This is a genomic window from Microbacterium sp., from assembly GCF_040394595.1.
Taxonomy (GTDB): Bacteria; Actinomycetota; Actinomycetes; order Actinomycetales; family Microbacteriaceae; genus Microbacterium.
Genome location: NZ_JBEBSA010000008.1, coordinates 48,401 through 64,532 on the forward strand (window position 1 = coordinate 48,401; position 16,132 = coordinate 64,532).

Annotated in this window: 13 protein-coding genes; 6 read left to right on the plus strand and 7 right to left on the minus strand. The window is 70.7% G+C overall.

Annotated elements, in window-relative coordinates; all coding sequences use genetic code 11:
• Nucleotides 1-10: 10 nt before the first annotated feature.
• From ABWO84_RS10105 to ABWO84_RS10125, 5 genes are all read right to left on the minus strand, one after another.
• Complete coding sequence (locus ABWO84_RS10105) at nucleotides 11-898, minus strand: carbohydrate ABC transporter permease (protein WP_353114411.1); 888 nt, start codon at nucleotides 896-898, stop codon at nucleotides 11-13.
• Nucleotides 895-1,962, minus strand: coding sequence for an ABC transporter permease (locus ABWO84_RS10110; RefSeq protein WP_353114412.1), 1,068 nt, complete (start codon nucleotides 1,960-1,962; stop codon nucleotides 895-897). Before ABWO84_RS10110 ends, ABWO84_RS10105 begins: the two co-directional genes overlap by 4 nt.
• Nucleotides 1,963-2,003: 41 nt before the next feature.
• Entirely contained in the window at nucleotides 2,004-3,233 is a 1,230-nt protein-coding gene (locus ABWO84_RS10115; protein ID WP_353114413.1) for a TolB family protein, read from the minus strand.
• 164 nt (nucleotides 3,234-3,397) lie between these two features.
• Nucleotides 3,398-3,739 (minus strand): nuclear transport factor 2 family protein, encoded by a 342-nt coding sequence (locus tag ABWO84_RS10120; RefSeq protein ID WP_353114414.1) that lies wholly within the window; start codon nucleotides 3,737-3,739, stop codon nucleotides 3,398-3,400.
• A complete protein-coding gene (locus tag ABWO84_RS10125; RefSeq protein ID WP_353114415.1) occupies nucleotides 3,732-4,481 on the minus strand; it encodes an SDR family NAD(P)-dependent oxidoreductase in 750 nt (249 codons plus the stop codon). The genes ABWO84_RS10120 and ABWO84_RS10125 overlap by 8 nt, the downstream gene beginning before the upstream one ends.
• A 76-nt stretch (nucleotides 4,482-4,557) precedes the next feature.
• Between ABWO84_RS10125 and ABWO84_RS10130 the strand changes: the two genes are divergently transcribed.
• Both ABWO84_RS10130 and ABWO84_RS10135 read left to right on the plus strand, forming a co-directional pair.
• The gene (locus ABWO84_RS10130; RefSeq protein WP_353114416.1) at nucleotides 4,558-5,532 is read left to right on the plus strand and encodes a C-terminal binding protein; all 975 of its coding nucleotides are present in this window, start codon (nucleotides 4,558-4,560) and stop codon (nucleotides 5,530-5,532) included.
• Nucleotides 5,533-5,550: 18 nt separating this feature from the next.
• Complete coding sequence (locus ABWO84_RS10135; RefSeq protein WP_353114417.1) at nucleotides 5,551-6,408, plus strand: fumarylacetoacetate hydrolase family protein; 858 nt, start codon at nucleotides 5,551-5,553, stop codon at nucleotides 6,406-6,408.
• Nucleotides 6,409-7,120: 712 nt separating this feature from the next.
• Here ABWO84_RS10135 and ABWO84_RS10140 read toward each other — a convergent pair.
• Nucleotides 7,121-7,963 carry an SMP-30/gluconolactonase/LRE family protein gene (locus ABWO84_RS10140; RefSeq protein ID WP_353114418.1) on the minus strand — a complete coding sequence of 281 codons (843 nt, stop codon included), beginning with the start codon at nucleotides 7,961-7,963 and terminating at the stop codon, nucleotides 7,121-7,123.
• Nucleotides 7,963-8,661, minus strand: a complete 699-nt coding sequence (locus ABWO84_RS10145; RefSeq protein ID WP_353114419.1) for an SGNH/GDSL hydrolase family protein — start codon at nucleotides 8,659-8,661, stop codon at nucleotides 7,963-7,965. Before ABWO84_RS10145 ends, ABWO84_RS10140 begins: the two co-directional genes overlap by 1 nt.
• Before the next feature lie 150 nt (nucleotides 8,662-8,811).
• Between ABWO84_RS10145 and ABWO84_RS10150 the strand changes: the two genes are divergently transcribed.
• The 4 genes from ABWO84_RS10150 (at nucleotide 8,812) to ABWO84_RS10165 (ending at nucleotide 15,903) form a co-directional block, all read left to right on the plus strand.
• Nucleotides 8,812-12,135, plus strand: a complete 3,324-nt coding sequence (locus ABWO84_RS10150) for a hypothetical protein (protein ID WP_353114420.1) — start codon at nucleotides 8,812-8,814, stop codon at nucleotides 12,133-12,135.
• The gene (locus tag ABWO84_RS10155) at nucleotides 12,132-13,040 is read left to right on the plus strand and encodes a nucleoside hydrolase (RefSeq protein WP_353114421.1); all 909 of its coding nucleotides are present in this window, start codon (nucleotides 12,132-12,134) and stop codon (nucleotides 13,038-13,040) included. Before ABWO84_RS10150 ends, ABWO84_RS10155 begins: the two co-directional genes overlap by 4 nt.
• A gap of 75 nt (nucleotides 13,041-13,115) precedes the next feature.
• Nucleotides 13,116-14,384 (plus strand): ROK family protein, encoded by a 1,269-nt coding sequence (locus tag ABWO84_RS10160; protein ID WP_353114422.1) that lies wholly within the window; start codon nucleotides 13,116-13,118, stop codon nucleotides 14,382-14,384.
• 298 nt (nucleotides 14,385-14,682) lie between these two features.
• A complete protein-coding gene (locus ABWO84_RS10165; RefSeq protein ID WP_353114423.1) occupies nucleotides 14,683-15,903 on the plus strand; it encodes a metal-dependent hydrolase family protein in 1,221 nt (406 codons plus the stop codon).
• Nucleotides 15,904-16,132 lie beyond the last annotated feature (229 nt).

Below are 16,132 nucleotides of genomic sequence, written 5' to 3' on the forward strand. Positions count from 1 at the left end.
CGTGGCGCGGTCAGCCCTTGACCGCGCCGGTGAGCATCCCCTTGGCGAAGTGCTTCTGCAGGAACGGGTAGAGGCAGAGGATCGGGACGATGGAGATCACGAGGATCGCCATCTGCATCGCGGGCTGCGGCGGGAGCTGCTCGAGGTTGAGCTCCGCCCCGCCCAGTTGCGTCTGGTTCACGACGTAGGTGCGCAGGACGAGCTGGAGGGGCCAGAGCTCCGTGTCGCTGAGATAGAGGAGCCCGGTGAAGAAGGAGTTCCAGTAGCCGACCGCGTAGAAGAGGCCGACAACGGCGAGGACGGCCTTGGACAGCGGGAGCACGATCCTCGCGAAGATGCGGAAGTCTCCGGCCCCGTCGATCCGGGCGCTGTCGATGATGTCCTGCGGGATGTTCATGAAGAATGCGCGCACGATGACGACGTTGAACGCCCCGAGGGCGACCGGGAGGATGAGCGCCCAGATGTTGTTGAGCAGGCCCAGGTTCTTGACCATCAGGTAGCTCGGGATGAGCCCCGGCGAGAAGAGCAGGCTCATGAGCACGAGCAGCAGCATCGCGTTGCGGCCGACCATCGCCGGCCGGCTCAGCGCATAGGCGAGCAGGGTCGTCACCACGAGTGAGATGAGGGTGCCGACGACGGTCACGAAGACGCTGACGGCCAGGGCCTGGGTGACGACGCCCCCGGAGAAGATCGAGACATAGGCGCCGAAGTCGATGCTGCGCGGGAAGACGACGAATCCGCCGGCGTCGGTGATGTCCGCGTTCGTCGCGAGGCTCGTCGAGAGGATGCCGAGGAACGGGAAGAGCACGAGGAAACAGAGGAATGCGAGGGCGAGACCCTTCACGATCCGCGACCAGAGTGCCGGCTTCTGCTGTCCGGCGATCAGTGTGCTGGTCATCGCTGGTACACCCCTGCCTCGCCGAAGATGTGGGCGATCTTGTTCGCGCCGAAGACGAGGACCGTCCCGACGATGCCCTTCGCCAGGCCCACGGCGGCGCTGACCCCCCAGGCGCCGTTGATGATGGCGTTGTTGTACACGTAGGTGTCGAGCACCTCGCTCGCAGCCTGCCCGACCGCCGGTTGCTGGATGATGATCTGCTCGAATCCGACGGAGAGGGAGTCGCCGAGCTTCAGGATCAGGAGCAGCAGGATGATGCCGCGCAGCCCGGGGAGGGTGACGTGCCAGAGCTGCTGCCAGCGGTTCGCTCCGTCGACGCTGGTCGCCTCGTAGAGCTGCGCGTCGATCTGGGAGAGGGCGGCGAGGAAGAGGATCGTCGCCCAGCCGGTGTCCTTCCAGACCACCTGCGACGTCAGGAGCGTGAAGAAGACGTCGGGGTTGCCGAAGATCTGCAGTGCATCCGCGCCCTGTGCCCGCAGCCAGTTGTTGACCAGCCCGTTGCCGCCGAGGATCTGCTGGAAGATCGCGATCACGACCACCCACGACAGGAAGTGGGGCAGGTAGAGCACCGACTGCACGAACTTCTTCACGTGCTCGGACAGGAGGCTGTTCAGCATCAGGGCGAGGACGATGGGGAGCGGGAACACGAACACCGTCTGGATGAGGGTGAGGATGAGCGTGTTCTTCATCGCGTTGAGGAACGCGGGGTCGCCGTTGATGAAGACGGCGAAGTTGTCGAATCCGACCCAGGGGCTGCCGGTGATGCCGAGGAAGGGCAGGTAGTCCTGGAAGGCGATGACGTTGCCGAGCAGCGGGATGTAGTGGAACGTCAGCAGAAGCACCATGCCGGGGAGGGCGAAGAGCAGCAGCACCCAGTCGCGGCGGATTCTGGCGGCGAGCGGCAGCCGCCTGGCGACGTCGCTCGGCCTTTCCCTCCGCTTCCGGGTGCGGCGTTCGTCCGGCGGGGAGGCGGAGGGCGCGGCGCCGGCCTCTCCGCCGGCTGCGCGTATCCGCGGTTCCGGCTCGTGCACCTGCGGGCGGATGCCCGTGGTCTCGGTGGTCATTCCAGGTCCTTCCGGATGGCCCGTGCGGGCGTGAGACGCGATCAGTCGAACGTGATGCCGCTGATGTCCACTGTGCCGACGGTGCAGGTGCCGGTGGCGTCGAGGAAGCTGAACGTGACGATCTCCGAACTGCGTGAGAAGGTCGGGTGGGGGTGCGCCGGGTGGTTCGTGGCCGCGAGGCCGGTCGCGATCACCTTGGACCGGCCGGTGGCGAGCTCGATGACGACGACCTTGGAGACGCCGCCGATCACCTGGGTGTCCGCCGCGAGGTAGCGCCCATCGGGGCTGACGCCGACGTGCCAGTACGGGTGGTCGCCGTTGATCATGCCCGACTGCGAGCCGTCGCGGCTGACGAACCAGACGCCGATCGGAGGCAGCGGGCTCATCCAGTACTTGACGAAGTAGAGGCGCTCGCCGTCGTGCGACCAGGTCTCATGACCGACGTACTCTCCGGCCGATCCGTCCGGCTTCTTCGCCTGATGGTAGAGGTTGGTCGCGGTGTTCGTCGCCGTGTCGACCGACCAGATGCGGTCGGGCATCTCGGTGAGTCCTTCGTGCGCGAAGAAGATCTGGTCGCGGTACGCCGGGTTGATCTGCGCGTGGTTGGCGATCGGATAAGGGTCGGCGAAGAACCCGGCGGGCACGCTGGTGTGCAGCAGCCCGTCCGAGACGTCGGCCCAGCCGATCTGGAGGTCCTTGACCATTCCGGTCGTGGTCCAGAAGAGCCCGAGGCGGTCGCAGGCGTCGTTGATCGAGAGGGGCTCGCGGATCGACGTCCCGGCGGGGCTGTTGACCACGACGGTGTTCACCCCCGAGTCGATGTCGTAGGCGAGCACCTGGTTGTCGATCTTGTTGTAGTAGATCCGGTTGTCGTTCCCGACCGTGGGCGCGGCCCACCGGACGTTGGTGTCGATGACCGTCGTGTCGAGGTGCTGCGGGTCGAAGGTGAGCAGGGTGCATCGCAGCGACGTGAAGTTGATGTCGGCGCAGAGGGCCATGGTCTGGTCGTGCGCTCCCCAGCTCATCGAGGACATGTACTGGTGCGACATGTGACTGCCGGGCTTGCCGATCGTCGTGACCGTGAACCCGGTCACGGCGTCGACGTAGCTGGAGGTCACGACGCCGAAGGCGTTGCCCTTGCGGCGCCGGGTTGTGGCCGCGGACGGGGCGGTCGCTGCCTGTGCGGGGGTCGCCAGGGCGACGGCGCCGGCGGCGGCGAGGGTGACGGCGCCGCCGAGGATCGTGCGACGAGACACTTCGTTTTCCTTCATCAGAACTCCTTCGTTCCGTCGGTGCGAGATGCAAGGAAAGCTCTTTCCCCTGCCGCTGAATCACAACGTACCGGATTGGGACAACGTTGTCCAGACGTGCCTGGTCGTTGAGGAAGCCACGGAGCGGCGGAGACGAATCGCGGGGTGTTCGATCGACCGGAGCGTCAGGCCTTCAGCATCGAGGCGCGGGAGATGAGGCCGTCGCGCACGTCGAAGGTCGCGATCGTCTCGGTGGCGACGCCGGCGTTGACGACCTGCTCCTGCGCGACGACCCAGCGGTCGCCGAAGAGCACGCTCGTCTCGATCACGCACGACAGCTCGGGGTTCTGCAGCCGCGGCTCGTAGAACTCCCGGACGGCGGCTGCGCCGACGATCGGCTCCGGGGCGACTCCGGTGATCACGGCGTCCGGGGCGTAGGTCGCGACGAAGGCGTCGAGGTCGTGCGCGTTGAAGGCGTCGAGCTGGGCCCGGACGGTGTCGAGGGCGGTGCGGGCGATGTCAGTCAATGCGAACTCCTCCGTTGACGTCGTAGGTGGCGCCGGTGATGAAGCGTGCCCGCTCGGATGCCAGCGAGGCGATGATCCACGCGACGTCCTGGGGCTCGCCGAAGGCGCCGAGCGGGATCGAGCCGGCGAGCTTCTCCCGGCCCTCCCCCTGCAGCTGGTCGGTGATGGCGCTCGCGACCGGGCCGGGCGTCACGGCGTTGACGCGGATGCCCTCGCCGGCGAGCAGCCGGGCGAAGCTGCGGGTGATCGCGAGGAGCGCGCCCTTGCTCGCGGCGTAGTGCATGCCGGTCTGGAGGGCGCCGACCTGGCCGGCGATCGAGGAGATGTTGACCACCGAGCGGTCGCCGTCCGCGGCGCGCAGCAGGGGGAGAGCGCCGCGGGTGAGCAGGAAGGTGCCACGGGCATTGGTCTCGAGCACGAGGTCCCACTCGTCGATCTCGATCTCGTCGAAGGGGACGTAGGGGCAGACGCCGCCGTTGTTGACGAGCACCTCGAGGCCGCCCCAGGCATCGGCGACCTCGGCGACCAGAGCGTCGATCGATGCGGGGTCGCGCAGGTCGAGCTGCGACACGTGCACATCCGGGGCCCCCGCCGCACGGCATTCGTCGGCGACGCGGGACGCCTCGGCGGCGCGGCCGGCATAGGTGATCCATAGGGCGGCGCCCTGGCGGGCGAGTTCCAGGGCGGCGGCGGCTCCGATGCCGGAGCTCGCACCGGTGATGAGGGCGCGGCGAGCAGTCATGTGAAAACGCTATAGCAGATTGGTGCTCAGGAGAAGTTCTGGCGAGCAAGTTGCTAGATGCTATAGCATTCTCGACATGACTGAGCCCCTGACCCTCATCACCGACTGCGACCTGCCCGGCGATGCGGCCGAGCGGACGCTGCGTGCGGCCGGCCTGCGCGCGGCGCGGGCCCCCGAGACCTCCGCCGACACCCTCGCCGCCCTCGGCGCCGATGCCGAGGCGCTCATCGTGCAGTGGCACCGCATCGACGGCGCGCTGATGGACCGGATGCCGAACCTGCGTATGATCAGCCGGCTCGGCATCGGCTACGACATGATCGACGTCGCGGCCGCGACCGAGCGCGGGATCGCGGTGGCCAACACCCCCAGCTACTGCATCGAGGAGGTGGCCGCCCACACCGTGGCGATGATCATGGCGCAGGGACGCGGGCTCCCCGCCTACGACCGCGCGATGCGCGAAGGCACATGGAAGGCCGTCGACGCCCGCCCCTTCGCCGTGCGTCCCTCTCGCACGACGGTCTCCGTGCTGGGCTTCGGCCGGATCGGCTCCCTGGTCGCCCGCGGCCTGCGGGGTCTCGGCTTCCGCGTGGTGGTCGCCGATCCCTACGCGCCCGAGCAGGCGATCCGCGACGCGGGATGCGAGTCCGCCTCCATCGACGACGCCATCGCCGCCGCCGACATCCTCACCCTGCACGTGCCGCTCACCGACGAGACCCGCCACCTCATCGACGCCGCCGCGATCGCGCGGATGAAGCCGGGGTCCGTCGTGGTGAACACCTGCCGCGGTCCGCTCATCGACGAGGACGCCCTGGTCGACGCCCTGCACTCCGGACGCATCGGCGCCGCCGCGCTCGACGTGTTCGAGGCGGAGCCGCTCGCCGCCGACTCGCCGCTGCGTGAGGCGCCGAACGCGCTGCTGAGCCCGCACGCCGCCTGGTACTCGCCCCAGGCGCTCGAGGACCTCCCGGTGCACGCCGCGGAGAACGTCATCCGCTTCCTCGCCGGCGATGCCGTCCCGGCGATCGTCAACCGCGACTACGCCGCACGCTGAACGGATCAGGAGAACACCATGGAGCTCATGCGCCTCGGACGGCCCGGAGCTGAACGGCCCTTCGTCCGCGACGATGCGGGGATCGTGCGCGACCTCACGCCGCTGACCCCCGAGATCGACGGCGCCTTCCTCGCTGCCGACGGCATCGCGCGGGTGCGCGCCGCGCTCGCCGAGGGCGGCCTCGCCGAGGCCGACGTGGAAGGGCTGCGCATCGGCGCCCCGATCGCCCGCCCGACCGCGGTCGTCTGTGTGGGGCAGAACTATGCGGCCCACGCCGCGGAGTCGGGCTCGGAGCCGCCGCAGCATCCGGTGCTGTTCTTCAAGCACCCCAACACGGTCGTCGGCCCCTTCGACACCGTGCTGCTGCCGCCGGACGCGGAGAAGGCGGACTGGGAGGTCGAGCTCGCGGTCGTGATCGGCAAGACCGCCCGGTACCTGCCGTCGCCGGACGCGGCTCGCGACGTGATCGCGGGATACACGATCTCCAACGACGTGTCGGAGCGCGCCTTTCAGCTCGACGTGTCGGGCGGGCAGTGGTCGAAGGGCAAATGCTCCGAGACCTTCAACCCCCTCGGACCCGTGCTCGTCCCCGCCGACGAGATCGACCCGCAGGCGCTCCGGCTGCGCTCGTTCGTGAACGACGAGCCGCGGCAGGACTCCTCGACCGCGGACATGATCTTCTCCGTGCTGCAGCTCGTGCACGAGATCAGCCAGTACATGGTGCTCGAGCCCGGCGACGTCATCAACACCGGCACTCCGCAGGGCGTCGCGCTGTCGGGGCGTTTCCCCTACCTGCAGGACGGCGACGAGATGAGGATCGAGATCGACGGCCTCGGCGCGCAGCGGCAGCGCACGGTGAGGGCTGTCCGGAGCTGAGGGCCCAGGGGCTGTGGCCCCGTTTCGCGGATGCTGTCTCGTTTTGCGGGTGGATCTGTCTGGATGGGCTGTGATTCGGGTCGGGGTCCGTGGTTTGGGACGGGGTTTGTGGTTCGGGTGGTTGTTCCGTCGGGGGCGGGTCTCGTTTCGCGGATGTTGTCCTGTTTTGCGGGTGGATCTGTCCGGCCGGTCCGTGATTCGGGACAGGGTCCGTGATTCGGGACAGGGTCCGTGATTCGGGACGGGGTCTGTGATTCGGGACGGGTCCGTGATTCGGGACAGGGTCTGTGGTTCGGGCGGTTGTTCCGTCCGGGGGCGTGTCTCGTTTCGCGGATGCTGTCCCGTTTTGCGGGTGGATCTGTCTGGATGGGCTGTGATTCGGGACGGGATCCGTGGTTCGGGCGGTTGTCTCGTCGGGGGCGTGTCTCGTTTCGCGGATGCTGTCCCGTTTTGCGGGTGGATCTGTCTGGCCGGTCCGTGATTCGGGACAGGGTCCGTGATTCGGGACGGGGTCCGTGGTTCGGGACGGGGTCCGTGGTTCGGGACGAGGTCTGTGGTTCGGGTGGTCGTCCGTCCGGGGGCGGGTCCCGTTTCGCGGACGGCGTCCCGTTTTGCGGGTAGATCCGTCCGAAGTGTCCGGGTTTCGGGACAGGATCCGGGTTTCGGGACAGGATCCGGGATCCGGGACTGAGGCCGGACCCTGGCCCCGGGCTCAGCCGGCGAAGGGGAGGACGGGCATGCCCCGCACGCCCGTCCGCACGGCGAAGAGGCTGCCCGCCTCCGTGCCGTGATCGGGCGGGAGGCCCTGCGCGGAGGTCGTGATGTAGAGGGTCGCGAGGTCGTCGCCGCCGAAGGTGCACGCGCTGACCTGGGGCACCGGCAGGGCGATCCGTTCCCGCACCGTGCCGTCGGCGTCGAAGCCGATCACCTGCGAGCCTCCCCAGATCGCGACCCACACGCTGCCGTCCGCGGCGACGGTGAGGCCGTCGGGAAGCCCCTCGGGGATCGGGGCGAACGTGCGGCGTCCGACCAGGTCGCCGTGCACGACGTCGAACACGTCGACCCGGGCCGTGGCGCTGTCGACGTAGTACGCCCGGGTGCCGTCCGGGGAGAACGCGATGCCGTTGGACACCGTCACCGACGGCAGCGCCGTGGTGGATGCCAGGTCGGGGCCGATCCGCAGCAGGACGCCGGCGCCTGCGGTGTCGTCGGTCGACATCGAGCCGGCCAGCAGGCGGCCCTGCGGGTCGGCGCCGCCGTCGTTCATCCGCGCCCCGTCGCCGGAGATGAGCGATGCCACGCGTCGGGGGGCGTCATCCGCGGCGTCGGCGAGGTAGAGGTCGCGGGCGCCCACCGCGACGAAGCCTCCGCGGCTGCGCGGTCGCACGAACGCGAGGTACTCGTCATCGATGTGCATCCGCCGCACGCCGTCGTCGGCGAGGGTCAGCAGGTCTCCGGCGCCGCCGTCGACCCAGCGCAGCCCGCCCCAGCCCGGCCACCAGACGGGGCCCTCGGCGTGATGCGCGACGGGGCCGGTCATGTTCTCCGGGCGCATCAGACGATCCTCGCGGCGGCGACGCGGGCGGTGAGCAGCGGGAGCGTGCGCGACGCCGCAGGGGCGACACCGAGCGCGCGGGCCAGCCCGAGAGCGAGTGCGGCGTGCCCGGCGGCGTTCGGATGGAACGGGTCGTTCATCAGCCCCCAGGGCACCCCGCCCCCGCCCTCCTCGTCGAAGAGCGCGGACTGGTCGGCGAGGAGCACGTCCTCCCGCGCCGCGACCTCGCGGATCGCCTCGGCGAAGGCGGAGATGCGTGCTCGCTCCGGGGCGGCGGCGACGTCGACCGACGGAGGCGTCTGCAGCACCGGCACCGCCCCCAGGCCGCGCACGCGCGTGACGAACTCCGTGATCGACGCGGCGAACTCCCCGGGCTCGATGACGGGCCAGACGCCCGCGGTCGAGCAGTCGTTCGTGCCGATCATCAGCGTGACGACGTCGGGACTCCACGACGAGACGCGCCGTTCGAAGTCGTCGAGGATCTGCACGATGCGGTGTCCGCTGATCGCGGAGTTGACCACGATGTCGCGCACGCGGCCCAGCTCGCCGCGGATCAGCTCGTGCAGATGCTCGGGATAGCTGCGCTCGCCGCAGGTGTGCACGAGGCCGTGGGTGATCGAGTCTCCGGTCACCACCCAGGTGAGCGGGGCGTCGGCGCCCAGCGCGGCGCGGAGCCTGTCCAGTTCGGGGGAGGTCATGACTCCATCCTGGCAAAGCCCGGCGCATGCGGGTGGGCGGCGACCCGATTCGGGAAAGCACTTGCCGAAACTTCGATGACGCGTTATAAATCCATTGGATGGATTTCTTCCTCCTATTCCTCGTCGGCGACATCCAATGAAGGAGATGCCATGGAAAGTCCGCAGCCCCGCAGGGTTCGGATCCGACGACGCCTGAGCGCGATCGTCGCCACCCTGCTCGTGGCCGGAGGCCTCGCCTCCGTGCCCTCGCTCGCCAGCGCGACCCCGTACGACGCCGACGCCGTCGCGGTCCTCGGATCGACGCCGCAGCTGACCGGCATCGATCGGGCGCGTCCCGGCGACCGGGTGACCGACCCCGCCGCGGTCGCCACGACGGTCGACGGCGTGCAGTGCTGGTCGATGCAGAACTCGCCGCCGGTGCGGTACGTGTACGTCGACGTCGCCGACTCCGCGATCCCTCAGGGCGCACGCCGGGCGATCGTGACCGTCGACTACTACGACGTCGGGACCAACGGGTTCGACATCCAGTACGACGCGCAGTCGAATCCGTGGGCCGGATCCCGCAACCAGCCGATGACGGACAGCCACCGATGGATGAAGACCTCCTTCGAGCTCACCGACATCCGGTTCCAGAACCGCTCGAACGGCGCGGACTTCCGCGTGAACGTCAAGGCCCCGGACGGCGGGATGGCGCCGGTGTGCTTCTCGAAGATCGAGGTGCGCTTCACCGATGCGCCTATGGCCGCCCTCGACTCGCTCGCGATCATGAGCCCGTCGCTCGTCTTCCCCGAGGGGCAGGCGCGCATCGAGGTGGCCAGCCCCGCCGCGAACGTCACCTGGCGCGTCAGCGATCCCTACGGCGTGCAGCTCCGCACCGGCACGACCGCGCTCTCCGGCGGCGCCGGCACGATCGACGTGAGCGACCTCGGCTTCGGCTATTACACGCTCGACGTCACGGCACCGCTGAGCACGCCGGTGACGAGGACCACGTCGTTCGCCGTGCTCGACCCGCCGCCCGCGGGGTGGAACGCCCCCGACGCGTTCTACGGGATCGGTATCCACCGCGGCTGGCAGAGCCCGCAGGACACGACGTCGCTCATCGACGCGATGGCGCTCGCCGGCTACGGTCTCAGCCGCGTCGACCAGACCTGGGAGGGCATCGAGCCCACCGCGGGGAACTACACGTTCGACACCCTCGCGACCGACACGCAGCGCGAGCTGAAGGCCCATGGCATCAACGCGATGTGGAACGCGCTCTACAAGAACCCGCTCTACGACGGCAACCAGACGCCGCACACCAGCACCGGCATCGCCGCGTTCGCCGGCTACGCGGGGGCGACCGCCGGCTTCGCCTCGGCGGAAGGGCTGACGCACGACGTCGGGATCTACAACGAGTACAACTCGATCGGTTTCAACAGCTCCGGATGCCTCACCGCGGCGTGCTACATCGCGCTGATGACGCCGACCGCTGCTGCCATCCATGCCGCGGACCCCGAGGCCAACGTGATCGGTCCCGTCACCGCGGGCGTGCAGCTCGACTGGGCGAGGGACTTCATCGCCCGGGGCGGTCTGAGCTCGCTCGACACCTATGCCGTCAACTACTACGGCGTGCAGGACTTCGGACCGGGGACGGCGCCCGAGGAGAGCGAGGCGGTGACGGCCCTGCCACAGCTGGTCGATCTGGTGCACGCGAACGACAAAGGCAGGAATCTCCCGATCCGGATCACCGAGAACGGCTGGGCGACCCACGACGCCGGCTCCACATACGCGCAGCAGGCGGACTTCGCGATCCGCGGTCCGGTGCTGGCGGAGGCCGCGGGCGTCGACTCGTACATCTGGTACGCGATCATGGACACCGGCTTCAACTCCTCCGAGCGAGAGGACCGCTTCGGGCTGCTCAACCGTCCCGACGCGACCTCCTGCTGGAGCTGGATCTGCCCGGATGCCCCCGGCTACGTCTACGGCGCCGTCCACGGCATCAGCCCGAAGCCGGCCTTCGTCTCGCAGGCCGTGCTGATCCGTCAGACGACCGGACTCGCGCAGCAGGCGCGGGAGGACCTCGGCTCCGCCACCGCGTACTCCTACCCCTACACCGACGGCACCCGCACCAACCGCGTGCTCTGGAGCACGGCGACCGACCATGTGAAGGTCACCTCCGCGCACGGGTTCACGCTCACCGACCAGTTCGGCAAGAAGACCCAGGTCGCGGCGGGTGACTTCTCGCTCATGCTCGACGGCTCGCCCGTCTTCGTCTCGGGCGATGTCTCCGTCGCAGGGGCTCCGGCGGCCTTCGCTCTCGACGTGCCCGCCCAGAGCGTGGCGGGAGGCGACGTCACCGCGACGCTGACGCTGAAGGACCAGAGCGTGCGTCCGCGCACGGTCACCGTGTCGGCCGACGGGGTGAAGCGCACCTTCCACCTGAAGAACGGGTCGGTGAAGCTCCCCCTCCCCGCGGCCACCCGGCTCGGATCGCGTGCGGTGACCGTGACGGTCGCACAGGGAGGTCAGGGCCAGAAGCCCCTCGCCCAGGTGCGGGCCCGCACGCAGGTGGTGGACGGCTACGAGGTGACGGGCCGGCCGGGCATCACCCGCGACGGCACGGGGTACCGCTATTCGCTCGATCTGAAGATCGTGAACAACGACGCCGCACAGGAGCTGCGACTCTCCTCGCTGAGCTGGCGCGTGGGCTCGGCCTCGGGATCGGTCGCCTCGCCGCCGGTGGTGCCGGCGGGCTCGTCCTCGACCGTGCGGGTGCCGGTGCCGTCGCCGTCCCTGTTCGGCCCGCTGCACTACGAGGTGCAGGCGGATGCCGGAGGCTATCGACACGGCGACAGCGGCACGCTCAGCTTCTCGCCGGTCGAGCGCGACGGGGCCGAGACGCTCGATCCGATCGATCTGAACCGGCTCGGCGTCTGGCGCGCCAACGGCTCCGGCACCCGGACGGGAGCGGACGACGTGGGTGGCACGGTGCGCTTCACCTCGACGGCCGATCGGCTGCGCGTGCGCGCCGAGATCACGGACGACACGCACATCGGCGCGCGGGCGAGCGCCGCGCAGGCCTGGCAGGTCGACTCGATCCAGTTCAGCACCTACGACCTCTTCCCGTCGCTGATCGGCGGACACCGGGTGGAGATCGGCGCGGCCCTTCTCGACGGGGGTCCGGTCGCCTACACGTTCGCCGCGCCTCCCGGCGCTGCGGCCGGCCCCACGCCGGGTGCGGAGACGCGCATCACCCGGGACGAGGCGAAGCACCTCACGACCTACGACGTATCCGTGCCCTGGTCCTCGCTCGGGTTCGACGGGCCGCCGTCGGAGGTCTTCGGGCTCTCCTTCCTGGTGAACGACGCCGATGGCGACGTGGCGGGCACCGACGGACGCTCGGGGTGGATCGAGTGGGGCGGCGGGATCGGCCAGGCGTCGAAGAACACCGCGCTGTTCCGCTCGGCGGTCGTCGTTCCGGCGGACGCGCCGTGACCGCGCCGGGCCGGGGCCGACCACGGATCGTGCTGGAGAGCGACCTCTTCGCGGACGTCGACGATGTGGGCGCACTCGCGATCGCCCTGCGTCTCGAGAAGGAGGGCGTCATCGCGCTCGACGCGGTCGGCATCAACACCCCGAGTCGCTGGGGGCCGCGCACGGCGGCGATCGTCTGCGCGCACTACGGGGCGGAGACCCCGATCGGCCGGCACGCCGACACCACGGACGACGTGTGGGAGCAGGACTACGCGCGGACCGTCGCCGAGCGGTTCGGGGACCGTCCGCATCGCGAGCCCGAGGAGGCCCTGACGGTGCTCCGCCGCGCGCTGGCCGCCGCGGAGGACGGATCGGTCACGGTCGTCTCGATCGGGTTCTTCGGCAACCTCAACGCCCTGCTCGCCTCCGCTCCGGATGCGCACTCGCCGCTGGACGGCGCGGAGCTGGTGCGGCGGAAGGTGGGGCGCACGGTGGTGATGGGCGGCGAGTTCCCCCGTGGCCGGGAGTTCAACGTCGCCGAGCAGCTCCCGCAGACGCGGGCCTTCCTCCGCGACTGGCCCGGCGGCATCGACCTCGTCGGCTTCGAGACCACCGCCGACGTCATCACCGGTCGTCGCCTCGCCGACCGCCTGGGGATGCGGAACCCGGTCGCGGTCGCGTACGAGGCCTTCTGCGGCCCGGGGGTCGGCCGGCCCAGCTGGGATCTGCTCACCGTGTACCTCGCCGCATTCCCGGACTCCCCGCTGGTGACGTGGAGCAGGCCCGGGGAGATGGTGATGGCGGACGACGGGTCGAACCACTGGGCCGAGGGCGACGCGTCGTCGCCGCACCGGCATGCGGTGGTCGCGGTCCCGGACGAGGCGCTCGCCGCGACGCTCGACGATTGGCTGGAGCGGGGGCCGTAGGAGGAGCCGTCGTCGCCCGTGTACCGTGAGAGTCCGGCGGCCAGGCGGTCGCGGCGCAGGACGGCGGGAGGTGCCGTGGAGGATCCGCAGCGGCGCCCGCACGACCCCGCGGGCACCGGGACGAACCGGCCTCGAGGGGCGGAGCACAACGAGGCGGTCGTGCTCGACGCGGTGCGACGCGGCGCTCGCACCCGCGTCGACCTCGTCGAGGCCACCGGCCTCGTGCCGCAGACGATCTCGAACATCTCCCGTCGGCTGCTCGACGCCGGGCTGCTCCGGGAGGCGGGCAAGGAGCGGATCGCCGGTCACCGCAAGCCCCGCACGCTGCTCGAGCTCGATCCTGCGGGATGCTACGCGGTGGGGGTGCATGTCGACCCCGCGGCGATCACCTTCGTGCTGCTCGACTTCACCGGACGCGTGGTGGCGGAGAGCAGCCGGCCGACGCCGCCGGTGCGAGACCCCCGATCGGTGACGGCGCTGCTGGCGGCGCGGATCGGCGAGATCATCGCGCAGTCCGGGGTCGATCCCGACCGCGTCCTCGGCGTGGGCGTCGCGACGCCGGGGCCCGTGGACACCGCGCGCGGGGTCGTGCTCGATCCGCCGCACCTGCCGGGGTGGCAGCACGTGCCTCTGCGCGAGAGCCTGCGCGCGGCGACCGGGCGGCCCGTGCTGCTCGAGAAGGACGTCATCGCCTGCGCGGTCGCGGAGCAGTGGGCGGGAGCCGGCGGCGCGGCGCACGACTTCGCCTTCCTGTACATGGCGACCGGCGTCGGGATCGGGTTCGTGATGGACGGCGCGGTCGTGCGGGGCATCTCGGGCAACGCCGGCGACGTCGGACTGCTCGCCGTCACCGCGGACGAGATCGGAGAGCGGTTCACCGGGGACTTCCGCGCGTTCTGGGAGGTGGGCTCCCCGCGGGCCCTCGTCGCCGATGCCGTGGCGGCAGGTGTACTGGGCGGCGAGAGCGCCGAGGACGGGGAGGATCCCGCACGGATCGGGGCGCGGTTCGGCGCGCTCTGCGATGCGGCCGATGCGGGAGACGAACGGGCCGCCGGCATCCTCGATCGCGCCGCGCGGTACGCGGCCTCCGCCGTGCTCACCGTGACCAATCTGCTGGACGTCGACGCGGTCGTCCTGGGCGGCACGATGTGGGAGCGCGCGGCGGCGCGCTTCCTGCCGATCATGGCCCCGATCGTCGCGCGGGTCTCCTCCACGCGCCGGCTGCACGAGATCGGCATCCGCGGCACCGCCCTCGGCGAGGATGTCGCGGCGATCGGCGCGGGCTGCCTGGTGCTGGAGGACCGGTTCTCCGCGCGTCCCCCGAGGCTCAGCCCGCGGGGGTGATGTCCGCCGTTCGATCCGGTGCGTTGTCTGGCCCGGCGGCCATCCGACCCGGTGCGTTCCCGCCGACGCAGCCGGATCGGTGCACCCGGCGCGCTCAGGGCGGTCGGGAACGCACCGGGTGTAGGGGATGGATGGAACCGGGAGGAGGGGCCGGCGGGGAGCCGGCCGGGTGGCGGCGGACAAGTCCGGGCCCGATCTTCATCGGGGACGACCGATCCGGCGCCGGCGCGATCTGCGACGATGTGGCTCTGCGGGAGGCCGCCGGCGCGGCGCCCGCCCAGCGAAGGAGGACACCTACATGACCGAGCTCCTGATCACCGGCGGAGACGTGCTGCTCGACGACGAGCGCGACCCCGTGCGCACCGACGTGCTGCTGCGCGACGGACGGATCGCCGAGGTGGGCGATGGCGCCCGCCCCGCCGCATCCATCGACGCGGAGGAGCGCCGCATCGACGGGGCCACGCTGATGCCCGGGTTCATCGACTGCCACGTGCACACGATGGTCGACGGCCTCGATGCGCTCGAGATGATGGGGGAGCCGTTCTCCTATCCCTTCTACCGGGCGCTCGACACGATGCGCCGCACGCTCGACATCGGCATCACGACCGTGCGCGACGCGGGCGGCGCCGACCTCGGACTCAAGCGCGCGCAGGAGCGGGGGCTGGTCGAGGGGCCGGCGCTGCACATCGCGGTGACCATCCTCGGCCAGACGGGAGGGCACTCCGACGGCACCCTCACCAACGGCAATGTGAACCACATCTTCCCCGCGCACCCCGGCCGTCCGGAGAGCGTCGTCGACGGACCGGACGGCATGCGCGTCCGGGTGCGCGAGCTGCTGCGCGCCGGCGCCGACGTGATCAAGATCTGCACGACCGGAGGCGTCTCCTCGGAGAACGACGACCCGCGGCACAGCCAGTTCGACGCCGACGAGCTCGACGTGTGCGTGCGCACCGCGGCCGCGAACGGCGTGCACGTCATGGCGCACGCGCAGGGACGGGACGGGATCCTCGCGGCGCTGCGCGCCGGGGTGCGGTCGATCGAGCACGGCATCTTCGCCGACGACGAGTGCTTCGCGCTCATGAAGGAGAAGGGCGCCTGGCTGGTGCCGACCCTCCTCGCCCCGGTCGCGCTCGCGCGGGCGATCGAGCAGGGCACCCGGGTGTCCGCGCAGGTCAGGCGTAAGGCCTACGAGGTGCAGGACGTGCACGCCGCGATGATGCGCCGCGCGGTCGCGGCCGGGGTGCGGGTGGCGTTCGGCACCGACGCGGGGGTGTTCCGGCACGGGATCAACCTCGAGGAGTTCGAGCTCATGGCGGATGCGGGCATGGCCCCGCGCGAGGTGCTCCGCTCCGCCACCGCGGAGTCTGCTGATCTGCTCGGACTCGCCGACCGCGGGCGGATCGCGCCCGGGCTGCGGGCCGACCTCGTGGTGGTCTCCGGCGATCCCTACGACTTCGGCGGCTACGCCGACCGCATCGCCGCGGTGATCCAGGGCGGCAGGGTGGTCCGCGGCGCCTGAGCCTGCGCCCGGCCCGTTGCGGGCCGCCCCGTCTCCACCCGCCCCGCCGCTCGTCTTCGTCTTTCCCGGTGTGTTCCCGCCGAGGCGGCGGGAACCGTGCGCGTGGGGCGCACCGGCTCGGCGGGATCGTACCGGGTCGGTGGGATCCCGGAGGGCGTACCGGGTCGGCGGATCCCCGGACGGGGCGGGAACGCAGCGGAGCCCCGGGCCCCGGGCGCGTCGCCGAGCG